This window comes from Hamadaea sp. NPDC050747, from assembly GCF_040654195.1.
Classification (GTDB): domain Bacteria; phylum Actinomycetota; class Actinomycetes; order Mycobacteriales; family Micromonosporaceae; genus Hamadaea.
Map to the genome: position 1 here is coordinate 61728 of NZ_JBFAHM010000015.1, position 23936 is coordinate 85663.

General features: G+C 69.8%; 20 protein-coding genes and 1 pseudogene. 11 read left to right on the forward strand and 10 right to left on the reverse strand.

The features are described 5' to 3' along the window. Positions 1 to 4 precede the first annotated feature (4 nt). From AB0H43_RS31855 to AB0H43_RS31875, 5 genes and pseudogenes are all read right to left on the reverse strand, one after another. Complete coding sequence (locus tag AB0H43_RS31855) at positions 5 to 2002, reverse strand: glycogen debranching N-terminal domain-containing protein (protein WP_360005441.1); 1998 nt, start codon at positions 2000 to 2002, stop codon at positions 5 to 7. A gap of 21 nt (positions 2003 to 2023) precedes the next feature. Continuing rightward, positions 2024 to 3073: a glucose 1-dehydrogenase gene (locus AB0H43_RS31860; protein ID WP_360005443.1), complete on the reverse strand. Its 1050-nt coding sequence runs from the start codon at positions 3071 to 3073 to the stop codon at positions 2024 to 2026. A gap of 260 nt (positions 3074 to 3333) precedes the next feature. Beyond that, positions 3334 to 4563, reverse strand: coding sequence for a PQQ-binding-like beta-propeller repeat protein (locus AB0H43_RS31865; RefSeq protein ID WP_360005685.1), 1230 nt, complete (start codon positions 4561 to 4563; stop codon positions 3334 to 3336). Between the two features lie 162 nt (positions 4564 to 4725). Further along, positions 4726 to 5172 (reverse strand): annotated as a pseudogene (locus tag AB0H43_RS31870) (SigE family RNA polymerase sigma factor); the annotation flags it as partial. A 74-nt stretch (positions 5173 to 5246) separates the two neighbouring features. Next, positions 5247 to 5828 carry a helix-turn-helix domain-containing protein gene (locus AB0H43_RS31875; RefSeq protein WP_360005445.1) on the reverse strand — a complete coding sequence of 194 codons (582 nt, stop codon included), beginning with the start codon at positions 5826 to 5828 and terminating at the stop codon, positions 5247 to 5249. Between the two features lie 234 nt (positions 5829 to 6062). Here AB0H43_RS31875 and AB0H43_RS31880 point away from each other — a divergent pair, with 234 nt between their 5' ends. Next, a complete protein-coding gene (locus tag AB0H43_RS31880; RefSeq protein WP_360005447.1) occupies positions 6063 to 8288 on the forward strand; it encodes an MMPL family transporter in 2226 nt (741 codons plus the stop codon). Between the two features lie 45 nt (positions 8289 to 8333). Here the strand turns inward: AB0H43_RS31880 and AB0H43_RS31885 are convergent, their stop codons facing one another. Then, positions 8334 to 9041 (reverse strand): FadR/GntR family transcriptional regulator, encoded by a 708-nt coding sequence (locus AB0H43_RS31885; protein WP_360005449.1) that lies wholly within the window; start codon positions 9039 to 9041, stop codon positions 8334 to 8336. A gap of 77 nt (positions 9042 to 9118) precedes the next feature. On the opposite strand from AB0H43_RS31885, the gene AB0H43_RS31890 reads away from it, so the two are divergent. The 4 genes from AB0H43_RS31890 (at position 9119) to AB0H43_RS31905 (ending at position 12959) form a co-directional block, all read left to right on the forward strand. Then, positions 9119 to 9841 (forward strand): SDR family oxidoreductase, encoded by a 723-nt coding sequence (locus AB0H43_RS31890; protein ID WP_360005451.1) that lies wholly within the window; start codon positions 9119 to 9121, stop codon positions 9839 to 9841. Between the two features lie 20 nt (positions 9842 to 9861). Then, positions 9862 to 11007, forward strand: coding sequence for a galactonate dehydratase (gene dgoD / locus AB0H43_RS31895; protein WP_360005453.1), 1146 nt, complete (start codon positions 9862 to 9864; stop codon positions 11005 to 11007). Between the two features lie 210 nt (positions 11008 to 11217). Next, complete coding sequence (locus AB0H43_RS31900; RefSeq protein ID WP_360005454.1) at positions 11218 to 12501, forward strand: cellulose-binding domain-containing protein; 1284 nt, start codon at positions 11218 to 11220, stop codon at positions 12499 to 12501. Positions 12502 to 12557: 56 nt separating this feature from the next. After that, entirely contained in the window at positions 12558 to 12959 is a 402-nt protein-coding gene (locus AB0H43_RS31905; RefSeq protein WP_360005455.1) for a VOC family protein, read from the forward strand. Here the strand turns inward: AB0H43_RS31905 and AB0H43_RS31910 are convergent, their stop codons facing one another. Next, positions 12960 to 13547: an NADPH-dependent FMN reductase gene (locus tag AB0H43_RS31910; protein WP_360005457.1), complete on the reverse strand. Its 588-nt coding sequence runs from the start codon at positions 13545 to 13547 to the stop codon at positions 12960 to 12962. Between the two features lie 246 nt (positions 13548 to 13793). Here AB0H43_RS31910 and AB0H43_RS31915 point away from each other — a divergent pair, with 246 nt between their 5' ends. Both AB0H43_RS31915 and AB0H43_RS31920 read left to right on the forward strand, forming a co-directional pair. Next, the gene (locus AB0H43_RS31915; RefSeq protein ID WP_360005458.1) at positions 13794 to 14810 is read left to right on the forward strand and encodes an LPXTG cell wall anchor domain-containing protein; all 1017 of its coding nucleotides are present in this window, start codon (positions 13794 to 13796) and stop codon (positions 14808 to 14810) included. 66 nt (positions 14811 to 14876) lie between these two features. Beyond that, positions 14877 to 15341 carry a GNAT family N-acetyltransferase gene (locus AB0H43_RS31920; RefSeq protein WP_360005460.1) on the forward strand — a complete coding sequence of 155 codons (465 nt, stop codon included), beginning with the start codon at positions 14877 to 14879 and terminating at the stop codon, positions 15339 to 15341. A 42-nt stretch (positions 15342 to 15383) separates the two neighbouring features. On the opposite strand, the gene katG is transcribed toward AB0H43_RS31920, so the two are convergent. Together katG and AB0H43_RS31930 are read right to left on the reverse strand one after the other, a co-directional pair. Beyond that, the gene (gene katG / locus AB0H43_RS31925) at positions 15384 to 17597 is read right to left on the reverse strand and encodes a catalase/peroxidase HPI (protein ID WP_360005462.1); all 2214 of its coding nucleotides are present in this window, start codon (positions 17595 to 17597) and stop codon (positions 15384 to 15386) included. A gap of 188 nt (positions 17598 to 17785) precedes the next feature. Then, a complete protein-coding gene (locus AB0H43_RS31930) occupies positions 17786 to 19120 on the reverse strand; it encodes an FAD-binding oxidoreductase (protein ID WP_360005464.1) in 1335 nt (444 codons plus the stop codon). Positions 19121 to 19282: 162 nt separating this feature from the next. On the opposite strand from AB0H43_RS31930, the gene AB0H43_RS31935 reads away from it, so the two are divergent. Both AB0H43_RS31935 and AB0H43_RS31940 read left to right on the forward strand, forming a co-directional pair. Further along, on the forward strand, positions 19283 to 20326 hold the full coding sequence (locus tag AB0H43_RS31935; RefSeq protein WP_360005466.1) for a MerR family transcriptional regulator: 1044 nt from the start codon (positions 19283 to 19285) through the stop codon (positions 20324 to 20326). A 229-nt stretch (positions 20327 to 20555) separates the two neighbouring features. Then, positions 20556 to 22121 (forward strand): ricin-type beta-trefoil lectin domain protein, encoded by a 1566-nt coding sequence (locus AB0H43_RS31940; protein ID WP_360005468.1) that lies wholly within the window; start codon positions 20556 to 20558, stop codon positions 22119 to 22121. 72 nt (positions 22122 to 22193) lie between these two features. Here the strand turns inward: AB0H43_RS31940 and AB0H43_RS31945 are convergent, their stop codons facing one another. Then, positions 22194 to 23003, reverse strand: coding sequence for an NAD(P)H-binding protein (locus tag AB0H43_RS31945; protein ID WP_360005470.1), 810 nt, complete (start codon positions 23001 to 23003; stop codon positions 22194 to 22196). A 176-nt stretch (positions 23004 to 23179) separates the two neighbouring features. Between AB0H43_RS31945 and AB0H43_RS31950 the strand changes: the two genes are divergently transcribed. Both AB0H43_RS31950 and AB0H43_RS31955 read left to right on the forward strand, forming a co-directional pair. After that, positions 23180 to 23698 carry a hypothetical protein gene (locus AB0H43_RS31950; protein WP_360005472.1) on the forward strand — a complete coding sequence of 173 codons (519 nt, stop codon included), beginning with the start codon at positions 23180 to 23182 and terminating at the stop codon, positions 23696 to 23698. Between the two features lie 86 nt (positions 23699 to 23784). Continuing rightward, the gene (locus AB0H43_RS31955; protein WP_360005474.1) at positions 23785 to 23919 is read left to right on the forward strand and encodes a hypothetical protein; all 135 of its coding nucleotides are present in this window, start codon (positions 23785 to 23787) and stop codon (positions 23917 to 23919) included. Positions 23920 to 23936: the final 17 nt, after the last annotated feature.

Sequence of the window (23936 nt, forward strand, 5' to 3'; positions counted from 1 at the left end):
AGTCCTACACGCCGGCGTCGGCCTTCCCCCACGCGCCCGGTATGCCGCGCAGCATCAGCCGTCCGCAGCGCGACGGCAGATGCGGGTCGGCGGTCAGCCGTTCCCCGTCCGGCTCCAGGCCGAGCAGCGTACGCAGCAGCATGAGCGGCGTCCCGGCAGCCCAGGCCTGCGGCGAGCACGCCGACGGGTACGCGATCGGGATCTCCGTCAGCTCCCGGGCCGTCCCGATCAGCGCCTCCGGCAGGCGGAACCCGGACAGTGCCGCGGCCGTCAGCATCGCCTCCGAGATGACGGCCGCCTCCTCGCGGAAGCCGTACCGGGCGAGCCCGGCGGCGACGATGGCGTTGTCGTGCGGCCACACCGACCCGTTGTGATACTCCATCGGGTTGTACGCGGTCAGCCCGTCGGCCAGGGTGCGTACGCCCCAGCCGGAGAACATCGCCGGACCCATCAGATGCTCCACCACCGACGCGGCGTGCTCCGGCGGAACGATCCCGCTCCACAACAGGTGCCCGATGTTGGAGGTGAGCGTCGGCACCGGGCGCTTCTGCCCGTCCAGGGCCAGCGCGTAGAACCCCTCGTCCGGCAGCCAGAAGGCGTCGACGAAACGGTCCCGCAGCAGCCGTGCCTCCGCTTCGAGCGACTCGGCGAGCGCCGGATCGTTCCAGCACTCCCGGGCCAGCCGGGCCGCCCGCAGCCGGGCGTCGTAGGCGTACCCCTGGATCTCGCAGGTGGCCCGGGGCAGCGTCGCGAGCGTCCCGTCGGGGTGGACGATCGCGTTCCACGAGTCCTTCCAGCACTGGTTGGCCAGACCCTGCTCGGCATTGCGGGTGGCGTACTCGATGAACAGGTCGCCGTCGGAGTCGCCGAACTCCCGCATCCACTGGATCGCCGCGCGGGCGTGCGGTTCCAGATCGCAGGCGGTCGCGCTGTCCCCGGTCCACCGGTGGTACTCGTCGAGCACGATCAGGAACAGCGGTGTGCTGTCGGCGCTGCCGTAGTAGGGCGACTGCGGTCGCTGGCCGAAGTAGGTCAGCTCGCCGTGCCGCAGCTCGTGCAGGATCTTGCCCGGTTCGGCGTCGCGGACGTCGTCCATCATGGACGCCTGCTGGGCGGCGAGCGCCTTCAACGTCGTCCGGCACAGCTCCGGCGCGTACGGGAGGGTCTGGTAGCCCACGATCAGGCTGTCCCGGCCGAACAACGCCATGAACCACGGCAGCCCGGCGGCCGGCAGCGAGGCGTCCGGCACGGTGTCCGGATAGAACCGCAACGCCGCCAGGTCGATCAGACTGCGCCGGTAGGTGTGCACCAGGTCGTCCCAGTCGGTGTCCAGCTCCGGCGCCTGGGCGAGCCAGTCCTCCATGCTGATCGGCATCTGCGGCCGATGGTCGAGGTGCGGAACGGGCCGGATCGCGGCGGTCGCCACCGAGATCTCGATCTCCGTACTCCACGTCTGCGTCGGGGACAGCTCCAAGGCGTACGACATGGACTGCTCGGTGAACCGCGCGCCCGGCGCCTTGATGCGGGTCTCGCGCCGGAACTCGCCGCGCTCGTAGCCGAGCACGACCGCGCCGCTCTCGATGCGCCGATAGTGCCGCCCGGTCTTGCCCTGCTTGTCCTTGACCTCGAAGATGTCGGCGAAGTCGGCGTCGAACAGCAGCGACAGTTCGAGGACCGCGGGCCGCGAGCCGTGGTTGGTCACCGCGAGCTGCTCCTGTACGCCTTCGCCGACGTGCCGGCGGCGCAGCACCGACAGCGACGGGTTCAGGTAGACGGTGCCGGTCGGCTGCTGAAGGTAGAACACGGCCTCGTCGTACTCGACGGGCTGGCCCGACAGCGAGGCCAGCGGGCGTCCGTTCAGCCGCAGCTCCCAGCGCGACAGGTGGCGCATGTCCCGGAAGAACAAGCCGCCCGGCAGGTCGTAGTTGGGGGCCACGTCGCCGCGTTCGTCGCTGACCATGAACGTGCGGCCTTGGAGGATGTTGATCTGACGGTCGGGCATGGGCGCCTCCCCGGGGGAATGTCAGGAAATGTCGATCACGTGCTTGATGCCGTTCGGATCGGGTTCGAACGCGTGGGCGTAGTCCTGCAGCGAACTGCGTGAGGTGAGAAGCGACTCCAGCCAGCTCCGGTCGGCCTGGGTGAGGGCGTCCGCGGCCTGCTGGAAGTGGCTGAGGTTGGCGTTGACCGAGCCGACGACCACGTCGTTCTCCAGCACCATCGACCGGTTCGCGCCGCCTATGTCGACACTGATCTTGCGACCGGCCACCGAGACGCCGGTCAGGCAGACGATGCCGTACTCCGCGGTGCCGCTGATCGCGTCGATGACCAGGGAGGACACCCCGGTCGCCTCGATGATGACGTCCGGGTTCAGCCGTCCGGTCAGCTGATCCATCGCCTCGCTGTGGTAGGTCGCGCCGAGCGCCCGCACCGCTTCCGGCTTCGGGCCGTCGGTGACGATGTCCAGCACGTGGACGTCGAGCCCACGCTGCACGCCGAGCAACGCGGCGAGCAACCCGATCGGTCCGGCACCCGTGATCAGCGCGGTCTTCGGCTCGTACCAGGCTCGGCCGCCGATCCGGTCGATCTGTTCCCACGCTTTGGCCACGACCGAGGTCGGTTCCATGAGTACGCCGGCCTCACCCAGCTCCGTGGGCAGCTTCACGGCGTACTCCGCCTCGACCGTCCAGCGCTCGCTGGCGTAGCCGTGGATCTCCTTGATCCCGCGCTCGGTGTACTCGCCGTTACGGCACATGTCGAACTGGCCCCGGGCGCAGGCGCCGCACGGCTTCGGATCCGGCCGCCGCACCACCCCGACGACCAGGTCGCCTTCGGCGAATCCCGACCCGGCCGGAGCCGTGCGTACGCGGCCCAGCGACTCGTGGCCGAGGATGAGACGGTTCTGCCCGGCCGGCGCCCAGCCGTACTCGGCGGCGGCGATCTCCCGGTCGGTGCCGCAGACGCCCACGGCGACCGCGTCCACGAGCAGGTCACCCGGGCCCGGCTCAGGCTCGGGCATCTCGCTGAGTTCCAGCGAATCGGCTTGTCCGGGTCGGACGGTCAACGCCAGCATCGTCGCCCTTTCTGTCGTCTCCTTTCCATCCTGCCTGCTACCCACCCATTTGACCGGCAAAACGCAAGATCGCCCCCGTGGGGTGGTCCCCGCGTTATCCGGGATAACGTCCCCTTCGCCCGCGCCCCAGGGGACGTTATCCCGGATAACGCGAGCAGGACCGCGAGCAGGACCGCGCGCAGGAACGCGAGCAGGACCGCGAGCAGGACCGCGAGCAGGAACGCGAGCAGGACCGCGCGCAGGTCGCGCTGCGAATCCGGTCAGCGCGCGATCGAGTACAGCACCAGTTCGCCGCCGACCACCGCGACCAGCGCGGAGCCCTCCGCAGCGAGCTGCCCTGGCCGCACTCCCAGCGCTCCGAGCGACCGCTGTCGCAACGTCCCGACCGGTACGCCGGACAGCCGGACCGAGGTGTCGCCGGTCCACTCGCAGACGAGGAAGTTTCCGGCGTCCAGCCGCAACACCCGGCTGCTCTGGGCGGTCCGCAGCACCTCCCGCCCGTCCGAGTCGAGCAGGATCACCGGACCGTCGCCCACGGGCGCGACCCGCAGCGTCAGCCCGACCGGGTCCAGGAGGGCCGCGTCCGGCACGGAGACGGTCCATTTCGTCCGGCCGTCGTGGAGCGCGACGACGTTGCGCCCCCCGGACTCGGTCGCGTCGATCAGGCAGACGTCGTCGAGGTCGCACGGCGCCACCGCGGTCACCCCGCCGCCGGTGAACACGCGTACCAGCGACCCGTCGTCGAGGTGGAGCCGGTACAACTCGCGTGCACTGCGGATGTAGATGTCGCCGTGGTAGGCCAGGAAGCCGTCGTTGGGCGGGATCCCATGCCAGACGCGTCCGGTCGGGACACCGGTCGCGGCGGCGTACTCGGTGATGGTGCCCTGCCCGTCCGCGACGTACATCTTGCCGTCACTGTTGCCCATCTCCGGCACGCCGACGCCGAGGTCCGACCGTGCCAGATCGCCCGGAGCGCCCATGCCGAAGACCCGCTGCGCAAGCGCGCTCACCTGCCAGCGCGTCTCGCCGGTCCGCAAGTCGATCCCGGCGATCGTTCCCGGACGCGCACCCGGGAACACCGCGACCCCAGGGAAGAGCTGGACGGCGTCGGGCTCCACGGAACCGTTGAAGTGCCAGCGCTGCTCGCCCGTCGCCGGGTCGATCATCCACGCCGTCGTCTGCCAGCCGCTGCTGGTCGCCGCGCCGGCCAGGACGAGAATCGCGTCCGGCGTGGCCAGGATCCGTGGCGTCACGCCGTCCGCGCCCCCGGCGAGCGGCGGCAACGTGACCGGCGGCCAAGCCGGAGTGCCGTCCGCCAGGCTCATCGACAGCACCGTCACTCCCGTCCCCGACAGGTCGATCGCGTAGGCACGGCCGTTGACGATCGCGACCTCCGGAAACGCCAGGCCGTCGAGCGGCATCGAGCCCACCCGGCGCAGGGTCGAGAACTCCATCGGGCTGCCCGTGGGATTGACCGTGGGTGGCGGCATCGTGCGGTTCCGGCCCAGGACCGCCGTCGCCAGCACGATCACCGCGATCACCACCAGGCCCGCGGCGGTCACCGTCGCCGCCACCTTGGTACGCCGTCGGCGGCGGCCGATCTCCGCGACGTCGTCGGCGGAGCCCACGGGGACCTGAGCCAGCTCCGCCTTGAGGACCGTCGCGAGGTTGTCCCGGCCCCGCGACAGCCACGACTTGACCGTCCCTTCGCTGACCCCCAACTCGGTCGCGATCTCGGCCACCGAGACGTCGAGCAGATAGTGCAGCGCGAGCGCCTGCCGTTGCCGCTCCGGCAGCTTCTTCAGCGCGGCCACGACGAGCATGGTGTCCTCGGAGGGCGGTGGCACCGCAGCCGGCTGCTCGACCGGGGCGTTGCGGCGTACGCGTAAATGGCGCCACCAGTCGAAGACGAGCCGGGAGACCACGAGCCGCAGCCACGCCTCGGCGTCGTCGTAGCCGCTGAGCCGCCGCCAGCGCTGCCAGGCGCGGATGTACGCCTCCTGCACGACGTCCTGCGCCTGGGCGAGGTCACCGGTCAACCCGTACGCGTACCGCAGCGTCCGGGGCGAGGTCACCCGGTAGAACTCCGCGAAATCCACTGCTACCGCCCGTGCTCGTGGGGATGGGTCGCCTGGGACACGGCCAGGCCCCCGTCACGGGTTGCAGTGTGCGGTCAGGAACGTCGGGCGCGCAGCCCCAGGATCCGGCGGCCGGTGGCGAGCAGCTGCTCACGCATCGCGTCGTCGTCGAACCGTTGCAGCACAGGGGAGGACGCGGCGGCGGCGATCCCGGCGAGGGCGACCGTGGCGGCGACCTCCGAGGCCGGCGAGTCGTCGGCCATCAGCAGCTCGCCCGGCTGCTGCAGCAGCTCGGCGATGTCCGGGTGGCTCTGCAGGGCGCTGGTGATGCCCGGGTCGGTGCCGATCATCCCGATGAGGCGGCGGTGCTTGACCGTCAGGTCGACGAAGCCGCGCAGCATCGTGTCCGCCCGGCTCGACGGCGTCCGTTGCGCCTGGGCGGTCTCGATGATGGTGCGCAGCTCCTCCATGGCGGGCTGGATCACCGCGGTGAGGATGTCGTCGCGCGTCTTGAAGTGGTGGTAGATGGCGGCCTTCGTCACACCGAGATGGTCGGCGATCATCTGCAGCGACGTGCCGGCGAAGCTGTACAGGGCGAACAGCCGGCACGCCTCGTCCAGCAGACGTTGCCGGGTGCGCTCCTGACCCCGCGGTCCGGCCTCGGCCAATCCCGTCACGGCGTCCTCCCTACCAGCTCAACAACTCTAAGGACGCTGAATGCCTTCCGTCAAAGCTAGCCGATCGGCAAGTGTGCCAGCTAGCCGATCGGCAAGGTGTGACCTTGCCGATCGGCTTGTCGCTGCCTTGCCGATCGGCTAGTTTGAGGAGCAGAGGCGAGCGCCTTTCACCCACCGTGAACTGCGTGTTTCGTCGCGATGACGGCTGCCTACCTCTCATATTGGAGTGCTCCAATGGCAACGTTCCTCTATCGAATCGGCCGATTCGCGTACGCCCGACGGTGGCTCGTCCTGGCGATCTGGGTGGTGTTCCTCGCCGTCGCGGGCGCCGGCGCCGCCCTCTTCTCCGGCAAGACGAGTAACGACTTCAGCATTCCGGGCACCGAATCGCAGCAGGCCATCGACCAGCTCAGCGAGCGTTTCCCCGAAGCACACGCCGGTGGGGCCAGCGCCCGGGTCGTCTTCGTCGCACCGGAAGGCAAGACGATCGTCGACCCCTCGGTGCAGAGCGCAGTCTCCGCCGTGGTGGCCGCGCTGAAGGAAGCCCCGCAGGTGGCGAACGTGGCCGACCCGTACACCGCGAAGACGATCTCCCCGGAACACCCGCGGTACGCCTTCGCCCAGGTCACCTACGGCGTACAGGGCATGGCGCTGACCGACTCCGACCGGGAGGCGCTGTTCGACGCCGCCCAGCTCGGCCGCGATCAAGGCCTGACTGTCGAGGTGGGCGGCGACGCCCTGCGGGCCAACCCGGAGACCGGCATCGTCGAGGTGCTCGGCATCGTCATCGCCGCCGTCGTGCTCGTCGTCACGCTGGGCTCGCTCATCGCGGCCGGACTGCCCCTGCTGACCGCGCTCACCGGGATCGGCGTCGGCATCTCCGGCATCGCCCTGGCGGCCCGCTGGTTCGACATCAACTCCAACAGCCTGATCCTCGCGCTGATGCTCGGTCTCGCCGTCGGCATCGACTACTCGCTGTTCATCGTCTCCCGCTTCCGGCACGAACTGCTGGTACGCAAGAACGGACCGGAAGCCGCCGGCCGGGCGGTCGGCACGGCCGGATCCGCCGTCGTCTTCGCCGGCCTGACCGTGATCATCGCGTTGGCCGCGCTCTCCGTCGTCGGCATCCCGCTGCTGCGCAGCATGGGCCTGGCGGCCGCCGCCACCGTCGCCGTTTCGGTGCTGGTCGCGATCACGCTGCTCCCGGCGCTGCTCGGGTTCACCGGCACCCGGCTCATCCGCGGGCGCCTGTTCGGCCGGCGTACGCCGGACCCGGAGGCCGACGAGGCCGGTCCCACCCCGATGGGCGAACGCTGGGCGAAGTTCATCGTGCGCTTCCGGGTGCCCGCGCTCGTGCTGGCCGTCGCCGGACTGGCCGCGCTCGCCATCCCCGCCGCCGGACTGCGACTCGGGCTGCCCGACGACGGCATGCAAGCCACGTCGACCACCCAGCGCAAGGCGTACGACTTGATGACCGAGGGCTTCGGGCCGGGCTTCAACGGTCCGCTGCTGATCGTGGCCGACCTGCCCGCGGGCGGCGACCCGCAGACCGCTGGCCAGGCCCTGGCCGGCGCGCTGATGAAGCTGGACAACGTCCTGTACGCCCAGCCGACCGGCGGCAGCGCCGAGGCCCACACCGCGCTCGTGACGGTCATCCCGAAGACCGGACCGAACGACGAGAAGACAGCCGACCTGGTGACCGCGATCCGTGACCAGGCCGACGACCTCAAGGCGGCCACCGGCGCGACCGTGTCGGTGACCGGCCAGACGGCGCTCGCGATCGACGTGTCGGCCCAGCTCGGCGCGGCCCTCGTGCCCTACCTGTGCGTGGTCGTCGGACTGGCGTTCCTGCTGCTCCTGCTCGTCTTCCGCTCCGTGCTCGTGCCGCTGACCGCGACCCTCGGCTTCCTGCTGAGCGTGGCGGCGACCTTCGGCGCGGTCGTGGCGGTCTTCCAGTGGGGCTGGCTGAGCAGCGTCTTCGGAGTCGAGGAGACCGGCCCGATCATGAGTATGCTGCCCGTGCTGCTGATCGGCATCCTCTTCGGACTCGCCATGGACTACCAGGTCTTCCTCGTGACCCGGATGCGGGAGGACTACGTCCACGGCGCGTCGGCCCGATCGGCCATCGTGACCGGCTTCCGGCACGGCGCCCGGGTCGTCACGGCCGCCGCCATCATCATGATCAGCGTCTTCGGCGGGTTCGTCTTCTCCGGCGAGACCCTCATCCAGTCCATCGGCTTCGCCCTGGCGTTCGGTGTGCTGGTGGACGCGTTCGTGGTCCGGATGACCGTCATCCCGGCGCTGATGTCGCTGCTGGGCAAGGCGGCGTGGTGGCTGCCGCGCTGGCTGGACAAGATCCTGCCCAACGTGGACGTCGAAGGCGAAAAGCTCGCCGCCGTGGCCGACTCGTCGGCCGAACCGGCGTCGTCGACGCCGGCCTCCCTAGCTCGCCACCGCTAACCCCCTGTCCGCACGATCATGAACCTGGCGAAGGCGGGGGAGCGGTCAGGGCTGCCGGGCGGCGGCCACCTCGGCCCGGGCGGCCTCGATGAGAGCATGCGCGATCGCGGCCGCCCCGTCGCCGTCCTGTGACTCGATCGCGGCCACGAGCCGGCGGTGGCTGTCGACGACGGCCGGGTCGACCTGGTCGGGCAGCGTACGCAGGTCTTCCCGGGCGGTCAGGAAGGCGGCGAACGGTTCGGTGAAGTGGCGGAACATCGCATTGCCGGAGGCGGCCAGCAGGGTCGTGTGGAAGGCGACGTCCGCCGTGGTGAACGCGGTGTGATCGCGGGCCGCTGCGGCGGCTGCCATCGCGTCGCACGCCTGCTGTAACTCGGCCACTTGCTGGGCGGTGGCGTACGCCGCGCATCGGCGAGCGGCGTGCACCTCGACGGCGGTCCGCAGGTCGCTGAGTTCGTCGAGCTGACGAGAGCCGTCCGGGCCGGCGACCCGCCAGCGGATGACGTCGCGGTCGAGGAGGTTCCACTGCCGCATCGGCAGGACTCGCGTACCGACTTTGGGTCGCGGCCGGACCATGCCCTTGGCCTCCAGCGCCCGGAGCGCTTCGCGCACGACCGGGCGGGAGGCGCCGAACCGCTCGGTCAGCTCCTCCGGGACGATGCGCGCGCCGGCGGCCAGTTCGCCGGAGGCGATCATGCGGCCCAGCCGGTCGACGAGGTAACCGTGCAGGCCGCGAGTGGCGTCCGAGGTCACTGTCCCTCCCTTGACGTGGTCGGCCTCAGCTCGTAGGTTCGGCAATCGCCATACAGTATGACTATTGGAGGAACGCCATGCTCGCGGGGGAGGTCGTCGTCGTGACCGGCGGTGCGCAGGGCATCGGCGCCGCGATCGCCGCGGCGGCTGAGCGGCACGGCGCGCGCGTGGGGGTCATCGACCTCCACCCCACGACCGATTGGTACGCAGTCCAGGCGGACGTCAGCGACGCGAAGGCGGTCGACGAAGCCTTCCGGGCTCTGACGGCTGAGCTGGGTCCGGTGACGGTGCTGGTGAACAACGCCGGGCGGAACGCGTACTTCGATCCGGTCACGATGACCGAGGATCAGTGGGAGACCGTCTTCGCCGTCGACCTCAAGTCGGCGTGGCTGTGCGCCAAAGCCGTGCTGCCGCCGATGATCGCCGCCCGCAAGGGCTCCATCGTCAACATCTCGTCGCTGCACTCCTCGCTGACCAGCCGGGGCATGTTCCCGTACGCCGCGGCCAAGTCCGGCCTCGTGGGCTTGACGCGCAGCCTCGCCCTGGAGGTCGCCGAACACGGCGTACGCGTCAACGCGGTGAGCCCCGGCTATGTGCGTACGCCCCTGGTGCAGGACTTCTTCGACCGCTCGCCCGATCCGGAGCTGGAGCGCAGGGTCCTGGACGCGCAGCCGCTGGGCCGGATCGGCACCCCCGAGGAGGTCGCCGACGTGGTCTGCTTCCTCGCCTCCCCGTACGCGTCCTATGTGACCGGAGCGAACTGGGCCGTCGACGGCGGCCTCGGCGCCCGCTTCGCCTGAGCTTTCCCCTCGGAGTAACCGTGAAGATCATTTCGCTGGAGACGTTCCTCGTCGCCCCCCGCTGGCTGTTCTGCCGGATCGAGACAGACACGGGCATCGTCGGCTGGGGCGAGCCGGTCGTCGAGGGCCGGGCCGCCACCGTCCGAGCGGCGGTGCACGAGTTCGAATCGCTGCTGATCGGCCGGGATCCGCTGCGCATCGAGGACCTGTGGCAGGTCATGACGAAGGGCACCTTCTACCGGGGTGGGCCGGTGTTGTCGAGCGCGGTGGCCGGGATCGACCAGGCGCTGTGGGACATCGCGGGGAAGTATCGGAACGCGCCGGTGCACGAGCTGCTGGGCGGTCCGGTCCGCGACCGGATCCGCATGTACGGCTGGGTCGGCGGCGACTCGCCGTCGGAGGTCACCGACGCCGTCCAGCGGCAGGTCGACGCCGGACTGACTGCGATCAAGATGAACGTCGCCGGGCAGGTGGCGCCGCTGGCTTCCGCACAGGACGTCGCCGACGCCGTCGCCCGGGCCGAGGCTGCCCGGGCGGTGCTCGGACCCGACCGCGATCTCGCCATCGACTTCCACGGCCGGGCCACCAAGGCGACCGCGCGGCGACTGATCCAGGCGCTCGAACCGGTGGTGCCGATGTTCGTCGAGGAGCCGCTGGTCCCCGAACACGGGCACCTGCTCGGCGACTTGTGCCGGTCCACGGCGGTGCCCATCGCGACCGGCGAACGGCTCTACTCGCGGACCGACTTCCTCCCCGTGCTGCAGGCCGGCATCGCGGTGGCGCAGCCGGATCTGTCGCACGCCGGGGGCATCTCCGAGTCCCGCCGGATCGCGACGCTGGCCGAGACGTTCGGCGTACTGGTGGCGCCGCACTGCCCGCTCGGGCCGATCGCGCTGGCCGCCTGCCTTCAAGTCGACCTGGCGACGCCGAATTTCCTCATCCAGGAGCAGAGCCTAGGCATCCACTACAACGTCGGCCGGGATCTGCTCGACTACCTGGTCGACCCGGACGTCTTCACTTTCCGGGACGGTCACCTGCTGCCGCCGACCGGGCCGGGCCTCGGCATCACGGTGGACGAGGACGCCGTACGCCGGGCGGACGAGATCGGGCACGACTGGCAGTCGCCCGTGTGGCGGCACGCCGACGGCGCGTACGCCGAGTGGTGACCACCCTGGATCAGGGTTCTCGGTCGAATCATGCGCCATGATTCGACCGAGAACCCTGATCCAGCGCGAAAAGGCGCCTTGTGGGAACGCTCCCAGAGCTTCTATCATCCACAGTGCTCATTGCGTGTCGTGAGACGCCGGGTATCTCGCCCACGTGTATCACCCGTTCGCGCGCAGCTTCTGCGCCAGAAACCGCCTCGGGAGTCACACGTGCCCATCACCAGACGGCGCTTCATCGCGCCCACCCTCGTCCTCACGGCCGGCGTCACCCTGATCGCGTGGGGTCTGACGACGCCGGTCGCGCAGGCCGCCGCCACCGGCTGCCAGGTCACCTACACTGTCCCGTCACAGTGGGCGGGCGGGTTCACCGCCAACGTCGAGATCAAGAACCTCGGCGACCCGATCAGCGCCTGGAATCTCAAGTGGACGTTCCCCGCCACCGGGCAGGCCGTCGCCCAGGGCTGGAACGCCACGTACGCCCAGACCGGTCTCCAGGTCACGGCAACGAACCTTAGCTACAACGGCGGCGTCGCCACCAATGGAGTCACCGCGATCGGCTTCAACGGGGCGTGGACGGCAGCCAACCCGATCCCGACCGGCTTCACGCTCAACGGCGTGGCCTGCACCGGCAGCACCACGACCGCCGCACCGACGGCGACGGCGACCGCGTCGCCCTCGCCCACGAGGACCGTGTCCCCGTCGGCCAGCCCCAGCGCGAGTACGAGCCCGAGTCCCAGCACCACGGTCAGCCCGACGGGCTGGAATCCGCCGTCGAATCTCGTGCAACCGCTCAACGAGGTCTGGGCGCACTACGAGTCCACCTACAACTCGCTTTACACCTTCCGCAACTACGGCTGGGATCAGGTCTTCGCCGGGGGCGGGCAGATCAACTACTGCGTACGCTGGGATTCCACCGCGCACGTGACGGCGGCGCTGCGAGACCAGATCCACGCCGCGCTGGCTCGGCAGTTCAAGAAGTGGATGGACGTCATGGTCGGCCACAACGGCTGGCCGTACGCCACCGTGCCGGTGAAGGTGGTCGGCTGGGCCGTTCGCGACCGCGCCCAACTGGAGTGGACCGACACGTCGGTCGACATCTACGTCAACAACATCCGCGAGAACGCGCCGCAGTGCTCCGAGCCGTGCGGCCGCTTCTTCCACCAGGACGGCAACTATTCGGGCTGCACCGGCGGCGCGTCGCACCACTACGACATGTCGTTGTGGCTGACCGCCGGGATGACCGGGGGCGCCGGCGGCGACTGGGGGCAGCGGATCGGCAGCGAATACTTCACGGGCAACCTGAACACCGACAACATCCACATCTTGCTGCACGAGATGGGGCACACGTTCGGCCTGGACGACTTCTACGACTGGACGCCGACCGGCCAGTGCTGCTTCATCATGAACGCGGGCAGCGCCACCTCCATCACCGAGTTCGACAAGTGGATGTTCCGCGACTGGTGGCGGCACCTGAAGAGCCGCTACGGCTACTGAGTGGCCGACGGCCCGGGTCGGCTGCGACCCGGGCCACGCTCCGGCAAGATGAGGCCATGCGCGGACGTATCCAGGACGACGGTTCCACCCCACGGGACCAGCGGCACGACTACTGGGGCGTGGTGCTCGACAGCCCGGACGCCAAGGCGCTCGCCCGGTTCTACGCCGACCTGCTCGGCTGGGAACTCGGCGCCGAGGGCCGGACGATCATCCCGCCCGACAGCGTCGGCTACATCGCCTTCCAGGACTCCCCGGAGTACGTGCGGCCCGCCTGGCCGCCCGCCGAGGGGCGCCAGCAGCAGATGCTCCACCTGGACTTCGAGGTCGAAGACCTGGCGGCCGCGGTGGGTCACGCCGTCGAGCTCGGCGCGACGCCCGCGCATTTCCAGCCTCAGGACGAGGTCCGGGTCATGCTCGACCCGGACGGTCACCCGTTCTGCCTCTATGCCAACGGCTGATCAGGCTGCGGGAACTCCGGCTTCGCGGGGCAGCACCGTGAGCACGCGCATGATGTGCTCGCGAAATTCCGACATGTACGCCGAAAGGAAGCTCGCGGTGCCCGGATCGGTGACCGCGCCGTCGCCGGGGAACAGTTCCGGCGTGTATTGGATGTACGCCTCCGGCGCGGTCATCTGCCGGGCGTTGCAGAAGGAGAGCACGCCCCGAAGGCTCTGCTGAGCCAGCGCCGTCCCGATCTGCCCGATGCTGGCCCCGATGACGGCGGCCGGGATGTGGTCGAACGCGTTCTGACCCCACGGCCGCGACGCCCAGTCGATCGCGTTCTTCAGCGCCCCGGGGATCGACCGGTTGTACTCCGGAGTCACGAACAGCAGTGCCTGGGACCGGTGGATCGCCTCCTTCAGCTCGACCGCCTCCGGCGGGTACGCCGTGTCGAAGTCTCGGTTGTACAGCGGCAGGTTCCCGATCGGGATCTCGGTGAACTCGAGGTCGTCCGGCGCGAGCCGGATCAGCGCCTTGGACAGTTCACGGTTGATCGAGGTCGACGAGAGGCTGCCGACGAAATATCCAACCTTGTACGTGGCCATGCCCCCTTTCTACCGTGGATGACCTGCTCAAACGGTAGGTTCGCCAACTCGGGCGACCGTGACACGGGGCCGTGACGGACATCGTCCGGAGAGCGCATCAAGATCGCGATTCGGACATGATCTTCCACCCATCGGTTGACCTGGGAAAACGTTCGTCGGTGAGGTATGGCGGCGGCAGCCGATGCCGCCTCCTCGTCGACCTGGTTACGGTGCGCTGGCATTGTCGATCACCCTCGGAGAGCATTCGTGTCAGCAGGACGTTTCAGCCCCTATATCCGCCGAGTGGGCATTCCGCTCGTCCTCGCGGTCGTCGGGACGGTCACCCTCGGTGTCGGCGTCTTCGCCGCGACGATCAAGGACGATCACCTCAACACCACCGCCGCCGAATTCAGCGAGCACGCGTGTGACGGCTTCGGCGATCGGACGTCGTCGCAGGACGGCTGGCACTTCATCGTGCCAGACGGTGGGGAGAAGGCCGAGTTCACGAACCTGACGTTCACCTTCTCGACCGCGGACGGCAACGTCACGGGCACGATCGTGAGCAAGGACGCGGCGCACCCGACGGTCGGTGCGGGCTGGAAGGGCTGGCTCGACAAGGCCGGCAACGGTTCCAAGGCGCTGTACAAGCACGCGTACCTCGTGACGACGGCCGGTTGGCGGCTCACCGCCGCCAGTGCGGACATCGTGCCGAGTGACGTCCAGACGTTCAACCTGAGCCACACCTGCCCCGGTACGCCGGTCACGCCGTCGCCGAGCGCCTCGCCGTCGGTGTCGCCGAGCGCGTCGACGAGCCCGTCGCCGGAGGTGTCGGAGTCGCCGAGCGCGTCCACCAGCCCGTCGCCGGAGGTGTCGGAGAGCCCGAGCGCGTCGACGAGCCCGTCGCCGGAGGTGTCGGAGAGCCCGAGCGCCTCGACCAGCCCGTCGCCCGAGGTGTCCGAGTCGCCGAGCGTGAGCCCGTCGCCGGAGGTGTCCGAGAGCCCGTCGGCGTCGGAGAGCCCGAGCACCAGCCCGTCGCCGGAGGCGTCGGAGAGCCCGAGCACCAGCCCGTCGCCGGAGACCTCGCAGAGCCCGTCGACCAGCCCGTCGCCGGAGGCGTCCGAGAGCACCAGCCCGACCGCGTCGCCCTCGCCGACGACGATCGAGATGCTGCCCACCACCGGTAGCTCGTTCGGCTCGATCCTCATCGTCGCCGGTTCGCTGCTGCTGCTGGGCGGCGGCCTGATGATGGTCGCGACCCGCCGCCGGCTGGTCGAAATCGAGTAAGCCTCGCTGAATCACCAGAGGCGCCGGACGGCAATCCGTCCGGCGCCTCTGCCTATCATGATCGACATGTCGTTCCCGGTCGCCGTCCGCCCCGCCGAAGCCGCCGACGAGCCGCGCTGGCGGGAGCTGTGGGACGCCTACACCCGGTTCTACGAGCGGGAACCAGTCGAGGCGATCACCCGCCAGACCTGGTCGCGCATCCTCGACCCGGCCGGATCGGTGTCCGCGATCGTCGCCGAGCGGCCGGGCGAGGGCGTCATCGGCATCGCGAACTACCTGCTGCAGGACAGCACCTCGGCGTTGGCGCCCGGCTGCTACCTGCAGGACCTCTTTGTCGATCCGGCCGTCCGCGGCGGCGGTGTCGGCCGGGCTCTCATCGACTGGCTGTGGCAGGAGACCCGCGTACGCGGCTGGTCGTCGCTGTCCTGGCAGACCCGCGAGACCAACTATCGGGCCCGGATGCTCTACGACAGCTACACCCAGCACAGCGGATTCCTGCGGTATGTCCTGCGCAATCCGCGTACGAAATGAGTCCAGGCCGACCCGTGCGGGCCGGCCTGGACTCGGGGTTTGTCAGGCGAGGTCGAACCGGTCGAGGTTCATGACCTTGACCCACGCGTCGACGAAGTCGCCGACGAACTTCTCCCGGGCGTCGTCGCTGGCGTAGACCTCGGCCACCGCGCGCAGCTCGGAGTTCGAGCCGAACACCAGGTCGGCCCGGCTGCCGGTCCACTTGACCTGGCCGGCGGCGTCGCGGGCCTCGTAGGTGAGGTCGTCACCGGTGGGCGTCCACTCCGTGCCCAGGTCGAGGAGGTTGACGAAGAAGTCGTTCGTCAGGACTCCGGGCGTGGTGGTGAGGACGCCGAGCGAGGAGTTGCCGTAGTTCGCCCCGAGTACCCGCAGGCCGCCGACGAGTACGGTCAGCTCCGGCGCGCTCAGGGTGAGCAGGTTCGCCTTGTCGACCAGCAGGAATTCGGCGGGGAGCCGGTGGCCCTTGCCGAGGTAGTTACGGAAACCGTCCACCGTGGGCTCGAGCGCCGCGAACGACTCGACGTCGGTCTGCTCGGCCGTGGCGTCGACCCGGCCGGGCGTGAACGGCACCTCGATCTCGTGACCGGCGGCCTTCGCCGCCTGCTCGACACCCACCGAGCCGCCGAGGACGATCAGGTCGGCCAGCGAGACCTTCTTCGTGCCCTGGGCGTTGAACCGCTGCTGCACGCCCTCGAGCGCGCTCAGGACGACGGCCAGCTCGTCGGGCTCGTTGACCTCCCAGCCGCTCTGCGGCTGCAGGCGAAGCCGGGCACCGTTGGCGCCACCGCGCTTGTCGCTGCCCCGGAACGTCGAAGCGGACGCCCACGCGGTCTTGACGAGCTGGGCGACGGACAGCCCCGAGCCGGCGATCTGCCGCTTGAGCTCGGCGACGTCGTTCGCGTCGATCTGCTCGTAGTCGGCGGCCGGCAACGGGTCCTGCCAGATCAGCACCTCGGACGGGACCTCAGGGCCGAGGTAACGCACGACCGGGCCCATGTCGCGGTGGGTCAGCTTGAACCAGGCGCGGGCGAACGCGTCCGCGAACTGCTCCGGGTTCTCCAGGAAACGCCGCGAGATCTGCTCGTAGACCGGGTCGAACCGCAGCGACAGGTCGGTCGTCAGCATCGTCGGGCGGTGCTTCTTGGCCGGGTCGTACGCGTCCGGGATGATCTCGGCGGAGTTCTTCGCGACCCACTGGTGCGCACCGGCCGGGCTCTGCGCCGGCTCCCACTCGTAGCCGAACAGGATCTCGAAGAAGCTGTTGCTCCACTGTGTCGGCGAGGTGGTCCAGGTGACCTCGAGACCGCTCGTGATCGTGTCCGGGCCCTTGCCGGTGCCGTAGGTGCTCTTCCAGCCGAGGCCCTGCGCCTCCAGCGGCGCGGCCTCCGGCTCGGCGCCCACGTGGTCGGCCGGGCCGGCGCCGTGGGTCTTGCCGAAGGTGTGACCACCGGCGATGAGCGCGACGGTCTCCTCGTCGTTCATCGCCATGCGGCGGAACGTCTCACGGATGTCCCGCGCGGCGGCGATCGGGTCCGGGTTGCCGTTAGGCCCCTCCGGGTTGACGTAGATCAGGCCCATCTGGACGGCGGCCAGCGGGTTCTCCAGCTCGCGCTCGCCACTGTAGCGGGCGTCGCCGAGCCAGGTGGTCTCCGGGCCCCAGTAGACGTCCTCGTCGGGCTCCCACACGTCGGCGCGGCCACCGGCGAAGCCGAAGGTCTTGAAGCCCATGGACTCCAGCGCCACGTTGCCGGTCAGGATCATCAGGTCGGCCCAGGAGATCGCCTGGCCGTACTTCTTCTTGACCGGCCACAGCAGGCGGCGCGCCTTGTCCAGGTTGCCGTTGTCCGGCCAGCTGTTCAGCGGGGCGAAGCGCTGCTGCCCGGCGCCGGCGCCGCCACGGCCGTCGCTGATCCGGTAGGTGCCGGCGCTGTGCCAGGCCATGCGGACCATGAACGGGCCGTAGTGCCCGAAGTCGGCCGGCCACCAGTCCTGCGAGGTCGTCAGGACCTCGGCGATGTCACGCTTGACCGCGGCGAGGTCGAGGGACTGGAACGCCGCGGCGTAGTCGAACGCCACCCCGAGCGGATTGGCCACGGCCGGGTTCTTGGCGAGGATCTTCAGGTTGAGCTGGTTCGGCCACCAGCCGCGGTTGCCGCCACCCTGAGTCGGATGCGGCGCCCGTCCGTGCGCGACCGGGCAGCGGGACTCGGCCCCGGCCTCGGCGTCGTGGACTACGGCGTCGTGGTTGTCTGACATCGGATTCCTTCCGGGCTCACCTGTGGGTAATCACCCGCAGTCTGGTCCGTTTTCTGGAATCAGTCAAGAAAATGGGCGTCAGGTCACCCCAGACTCGGGGATGGGCGCGTCATCCGGGATATCGCGGCCTCCGTGGGAATGTGAGGCCGCGATATCCCGGATAAACGCAAGAGGGCGAAGGGGACGAGCTAGGCGGGCCGGACGTTGTGGTTGCCGCTGAAGAGGTTGCCCGGGTCGTACTGCCGCTTGACCGCCGCCAGCCGATCATAGGTAGCGGCCGGGTAGACCGCCGCGACGTCCGCCTCGGTGGCGGTGGCGAGGAAGTTGGCGTACGCCCCGCTGACGTGCGGCGCGAGCCGTCCCCACAACGCGTCGAGCCCCGGCCGGGCGCCGTCCACGACCGGTTTCGGCCCGGCGACGGTGGTCAGCACCATCAGCTCCGCCGAGCGATGGGCGTACGCCGTCGCGTCGGCCGGCACCTCGGCGACCGCGCCGCCGAGACTGCGTACGGCGAGGAACGGCGGCCGCTCGGAGGCGCCCACCTCGGCCAGCGTCCGCAGGACCGTCGGCACGGAAGCCTGCTCGACGAAGCCGCTTCGGGTGAACAGTGCGATGCCGGGCGGCGGGGCGATGCCGTCCACGAGCACATCCGCGTACGCCGTCAACGCCACCTCGTCGGCGAGCACGGTGCCCAGCCGCCGGATCGGGTCGATCGCCTGGGCGGCCAGATCGGCGTCGTCACCGTCGAACGCGACCCGGACCTCGACCGGCGCGGCGTTGCCGCCCGCGAACGGGTTGGCCAGCTCGACGATCGAGGTCAGTTCGGCCGGCGCGGTACGCAGATACTCCGCCCAGCCTTGAAGGACGGCTTCCGCCTCCGCGGCGGGGAAGGAGATCCGGCCGAAGAAGACGTCGGTCGTCGGATGCGCCGCGAACTCGAAGGCGGTGACGATGCCGAAGTTGCCGCCGCCGCCCCGGATCGCCCAGAACAGGTCCGGATCGTCCGCCTCCGTTGTGCGTACAACTCGGCCGTCGGCGGTGACCACCTCGGCCGCGACCAGGGCGTCGAGGGCGAGCCCGTGCTTGCGGACCTTCCACCCGATGCCGCCGGAGAGCGTCAGCCCGCCGACGCCGACGCTGCGGGTGTCCCCGGAGGAGATCGCCAGGCGGTGCGGGGCGAGCGCGGTCGCGACCTGGCCCCAGGTCGCGCCGCCGCCGATTCGCACGACATGGCCGTCGAGGACCTCGACCTCGGCGAGCGGGCTGAGGTCGACGACCACACCGCCCTCGTTCGTGCCGAACCCGGCGAAGGCGTGGCCGCCACCGCGCACGGCCAGCGGGAGGACCGCCGAGGTGGCGAACGCGACGGCCGCCTGCACGTCGGCGACGGTCTTGGGCCGCAGGACGTACGCCGGGCTGCCGACGACCAGGACCGACCGGCTGGCGGCCGCGTAGTCGGCGTTGTCGGGCTCGATGATGTCGCCGCTGAAGTCGCGGCGCAGAATGTCCAGCTCATTGCTCATACCCTCCCGACGAGACAGCGCGGCGAGATGTGACATCGGCGGCTGTGACGCGCGTCTCCCACCACCCCACGGGCCGATTACGCTGGACCTTCACCTTGGGTCAAGCCCCACCATGGGTCTGCCGGGCCGCCGGTCCGGCGCGACGAGGGAGGCGGACGAACGGTGCTCACGATCGGCGAGTTCTCGCGCGCCGTGCGGCTGTCACCACGGGCGCTGCGGCTCTACGACAAGCTCGGGCTGCTGCCGCCCGAGGTGGTCGACGCCGAGACGGGCTACCGGTACTACCACCCCGAGCAGCTCGACCGCGGGCGGTTGATCGCCTGGCTGCGCCGGCTCGGCATGCCGCTGGACCTGATCCGCGTGGTCTGCGACGCGACGCCCACCGCGGCCGCGAAGGAGATCGAACGCTATCGGGACGTCATCGCGTCCGAAGCGGCCACCCGGGACCGGCTCGCCTCGTTCCTCGTCGACCACTTCTCCGGAAGGGCCGAACCCATGCCGACCCCACTGACCATCCGGTACGCCGCGCGCACGGAGCCCGGCGTCGGACGTGACACCAACGAAGACACCGCGTACGCCGACGACCGGCTGCTCGCCGTGGCGGACGGCATGCGCGGCGCGGCCGGCGACCGGGCCAGCGCCGCCGCCGTCGGCGCATTGCGCGACTTGCCCACCGGTGACCTCCTCCCGGCGCTCGCCGAGGCGATCGATCGGGCGCAGGCGCGGCTCGTCGAGATCGCCGCGGACGACCCGTCCGGTCAGGCCGTCACCACGCTGACCGCGCTGGCCTGGTCGGGCTCCCAGCTGGGCCTGGCGCACATCGGCGACACCCGGGTCTACCTGCTGCGGGACGGACAGCTGTTCCAGCTCACCCACGACCACAGCTATGTGCAGTCCCTGGTCGACAGCGGCCGGCTGACCGACGACGAGGCGATGGCGCATCCGCAGCGCGCTCAGCTGATCCGTGCGCTCACCAACGAGGGCGCGGCGGAGCCGGATCTGAGCGTACGCGAGGCTCGGGCGGGCGACCGCTATCTGCTGTGCACCGACGGGCTGTTCGCCGTGGTGGACAAGGACGCCATCCGGGCTTCACTGGGCCGGTCCGTGGCGGTCGGCGACGTCGTGGACGACCTCATCGCCCAGGCGTACGCCGCCGGCGCTCCCGACAACGTCGCGTGCGTGGTCGCGGAGGTCGTCGCGGCCTGACCCGCTCGCGCTGGTTTCCCGCCGGATCAGGGTTCTCCGTCGAATCGTGGGCCAAGATTCGACGGAGAACCCTGATCCAACCCCGGGGAGGGCGGCAGCCGACGTCCACATATGTGGGCGCATGTCCATGCGTTGACGAATGAGCCCCTGGGTGGCAATCTGGGTCGGCCGATCTGTTCGGACGCCTTCCTAATTGATGAGGCGCTATCTCCTGTGAAGGGAGCACGCCATGCCCACCCTCTCCCGCCTGCTGGCCGCGCTCGCCCTCGCCGCGGCGGTGACCGTCACCGGCGGCCAGCTGACCCCGACGGCCGCGGCGGCGGTCACCGGCACCGGCCCGATCACCGGAATCGGCGGCAAGTGCGTCGACGTGGCGGCGGCGAACTCCGCCAACGGAACCCAGGTCCAGCTCTACACCTGCAACGGCACCAACGCTCAGCAGTGGGTGGTCGGCGCCGACGGCACCATCCAAGCCCTCGGCAAGTGCCTCACCGCTGCCGCAGCCGGAACGGCCAACGGCACCAAGGTCCAGATCTACGACTGCGCCGGCGGGAACTCCCAGAAGTGGAATCAGACCGGGACCGCGCTCGTGAACGCCGGATCGGGCACCTGCCTCGACGCCACCGGGCAGAGTTCGGCCGACGGGACCGCGCTGCAGATCTGGTCGTGCAGCGGCAACGCCAACCAGCAGTGGACGCTGCCCGGGACTTCGGCCGGGTTCGTCCACCCTGGAGTACTGGTGAGCCGGGCACAGCTCGACTTCGTCAAGGGCAAGGTGCGGGCCGGCGCGCAGCCGTGGACCACGGCGTACAACGCGATGCTGGCCAGCCGGTACGCGTCGTTGTCGCGTACGCCGGCGCCGAGGTCGGTCGTCGAATGCGGCTCCTACTCGAACCCCAACTACGGGTGCACCGACGAGCGGGAGGACGCCATCGCGGCGTACACCGACGCACTGGCCTGGTACATCAGCGGCAACTCCGCGTACGCGCAGAAGGCGATCCAGCTCATGGACGCCTGGTCGGCGGTGATCACCGATCACACGAACTCCAACGCCCCGCTCCAGACCGGCTGGGCCGGTTCCGTGTGGCCCCGCGCCGCCGAGATCATCAAGTACACCTACTCGTCGTGGCCCAACTCCGGCCGGTTCGCCACGATGCTTCGCACGGTGTACCTGCCCGAGGTGCGCAACGGCTCCAACAGCAACGGCAACTGGGAACTGTCCATGATGGAGGCTGCCGTCGGCATCTCCGTCTTCCTCGACGACCGCACCAGCTACAACGCCGCGGTCACCCGCTACCTGAACCGCGTGCACGCGTACGTCTATCTGACGAGCGACGGCTCGCTGCCCTACACCGTCCCCGGCAGCGGGCTCGACACCAGCAGCGAGATCATCGGCTACTGGCAGGGCCAGTCCACCTTCGTCACCGGGCTGACCCAGGAGACCTGCCGCGACTTCACCCACACCGGCTACGGCATCTCGGCGATCTCGCACGTCGCGGAGACCTCGCGCATCCAGGGCCAAGACCTCTACCCCCAGGTGGGGGAGCGGTTGCGCCAGGCGCTCGGCTTCCAGTCCACCTACCAGCGCGGCGCGGCGGTGCCGTCGTGGCTCTGCGGCGGCTCGCTGAAACTCGGCCTCGGCCCGATCACCGAAGTCGGCTACAACGCCATGCACAACCGGCTCGGTTACGGCATGACCAACACCGAGGCGCTCACCCTCCAGCAACGCCCGGCTGGGACCAACAACCTGTTCGTCGCCTGGGAGACCCTCACGCACGGAGACAATCCAGCATGATCAGCTGATACGCACAGCGCAGCGCGCGAAGCCGGGACACGGCGACCGCCGCGTCCCGGCTTCGATGAATGCTCAGCCGAAGGCCGGAGCGTTCTCCGCGCACCACTGCGCGAAGGCCCGAGCGGGCTTGCCCGTGACGTCCTCCACGGTGGAGACGACGGTGTAGCCGACCTCCGGCGTGTTGCCGTACGCCCAGATCAGGAAGTCGATGATGTCGGCGGCCAGCCCGTCGGCCGCCCACTTCTCCCGCGCCTGCGCCTCGGTCAGCTCGACGAGATCGATCTCGCGCCCGATCGCCTTGCTCAGGATCTCGACCTTCTCCGGAACGGTCAGCACCTCCGGGCCGGTGACCGTGTAGGTCTGCCCGCCGTGACCGTCCTCGGTCAGCGCGGCGACCGCGACGGCGGCGATGTCTGCCTCGTGCACCATCGCGCTGCGCCGGTCGATGAACGGCTCGCTGATCACGCCCGCCTGCACCGCGGGGATCCAGCTGAAGGTGTTGCCCATGAACTCGACCGGCTGCACCACCGTCCAGGCCAGGTCGCTGTCGTGCAACGCCTGCTCGACGCCGGACTCGTCCTTGCCGCCGAGCACGGTCACTCGCTTGACCCCGGCCCGGGTCGCCAGTTCGACGATCTGCGGACCGGTCGTGAGCGGCTGGTAGCCGCCGCCGTCGAAGCTGATCAGGTGCATGGCCTCGACGCCGTCGAACGCGTCGGCGAGGGTGCTGGGGTCGGTCAGGTTGCCGACGACCATCTCCGCACCGGGCAACACGGCCTCAGGATTGCGGGTCAGTGCCCGTACCGAGTGTCCCTGCGAAACGAGCTGGGCGACGATCTGGCGGCCGACGGTGCCGGTGGATCCGGCGATCAGGATTCTCATGCCGCTCACGCTAGAAGGCCATTAGGAACACTTCATTCCTATTGCCGGGAGATCGCAGAGAATCTCGCAGCGACCTCTGCCACGCAGTTTGCGGTGGCCCGCAACCTCGTTGCCGCCGCGTACCGGAGTCGGCCAGGGTCGGCGAGGCAAGCACATCGGCGAACGGAGAAACCCGCATGCTTCGACGGAACCTCGCGCGCCTGCTCCTGACGGCGGCCGTGACGCTCGGCATCTCGGCGGCGGCCGGCGTTCCGGCCTCGGCGCACAAGGTCTACGGCAGCTGGAGCGACAACGACCAGCTCTGCGCGGTGAGCACCTGCGTCAACACCGGCAACCTGGTACGCCTGTGGCAGACCATCCTCTACGCGGAGAAGCTTCTCCCGCAGGCGGACATCGACGGTGAGTTCGGCTCGCAGTCGGCGAACGCGACGATCAACTGGCAGAAGCAGTACAACAGCAACCGCCCGGCCGGGGCGCCCACCATCGACGTGGATGGCTGGGTCGGCTCGCAGAGCTGGAACGGCGCCGAGCGCCGCCTGAAGTACGAGACCTATGACGCGACCTACGACTACTACAACTACGCGGGCGTCACCGGCGAGCGAGTCGTGAACCTCCGCAAGAACAAGTCGACGGGCGAATGGTTCTTCCAGAAGCCCCTGAACATGACCTGGTACGACACTTCGCACGGCAGCTGACCACGTCTCTCCGGCGGGCGTCTCCATCGAGGATCTCCACCGCCGGGTGGTCCTCGCGGAGCCGTCCGCTTCCTACCGTTGCCGCCATGACAGAGAAGGAAGGCAACGGGGTGAACGGCAAATCGGTGGTCGGGCTCGCGGTCGTGGGATTGATCGCGCTGCTGGTATTCGTGGGCTACCGCCTGCTCGTGATGGAATTGATCACGAATCTGCGGCACTGACCACGGCGAGGAGACGT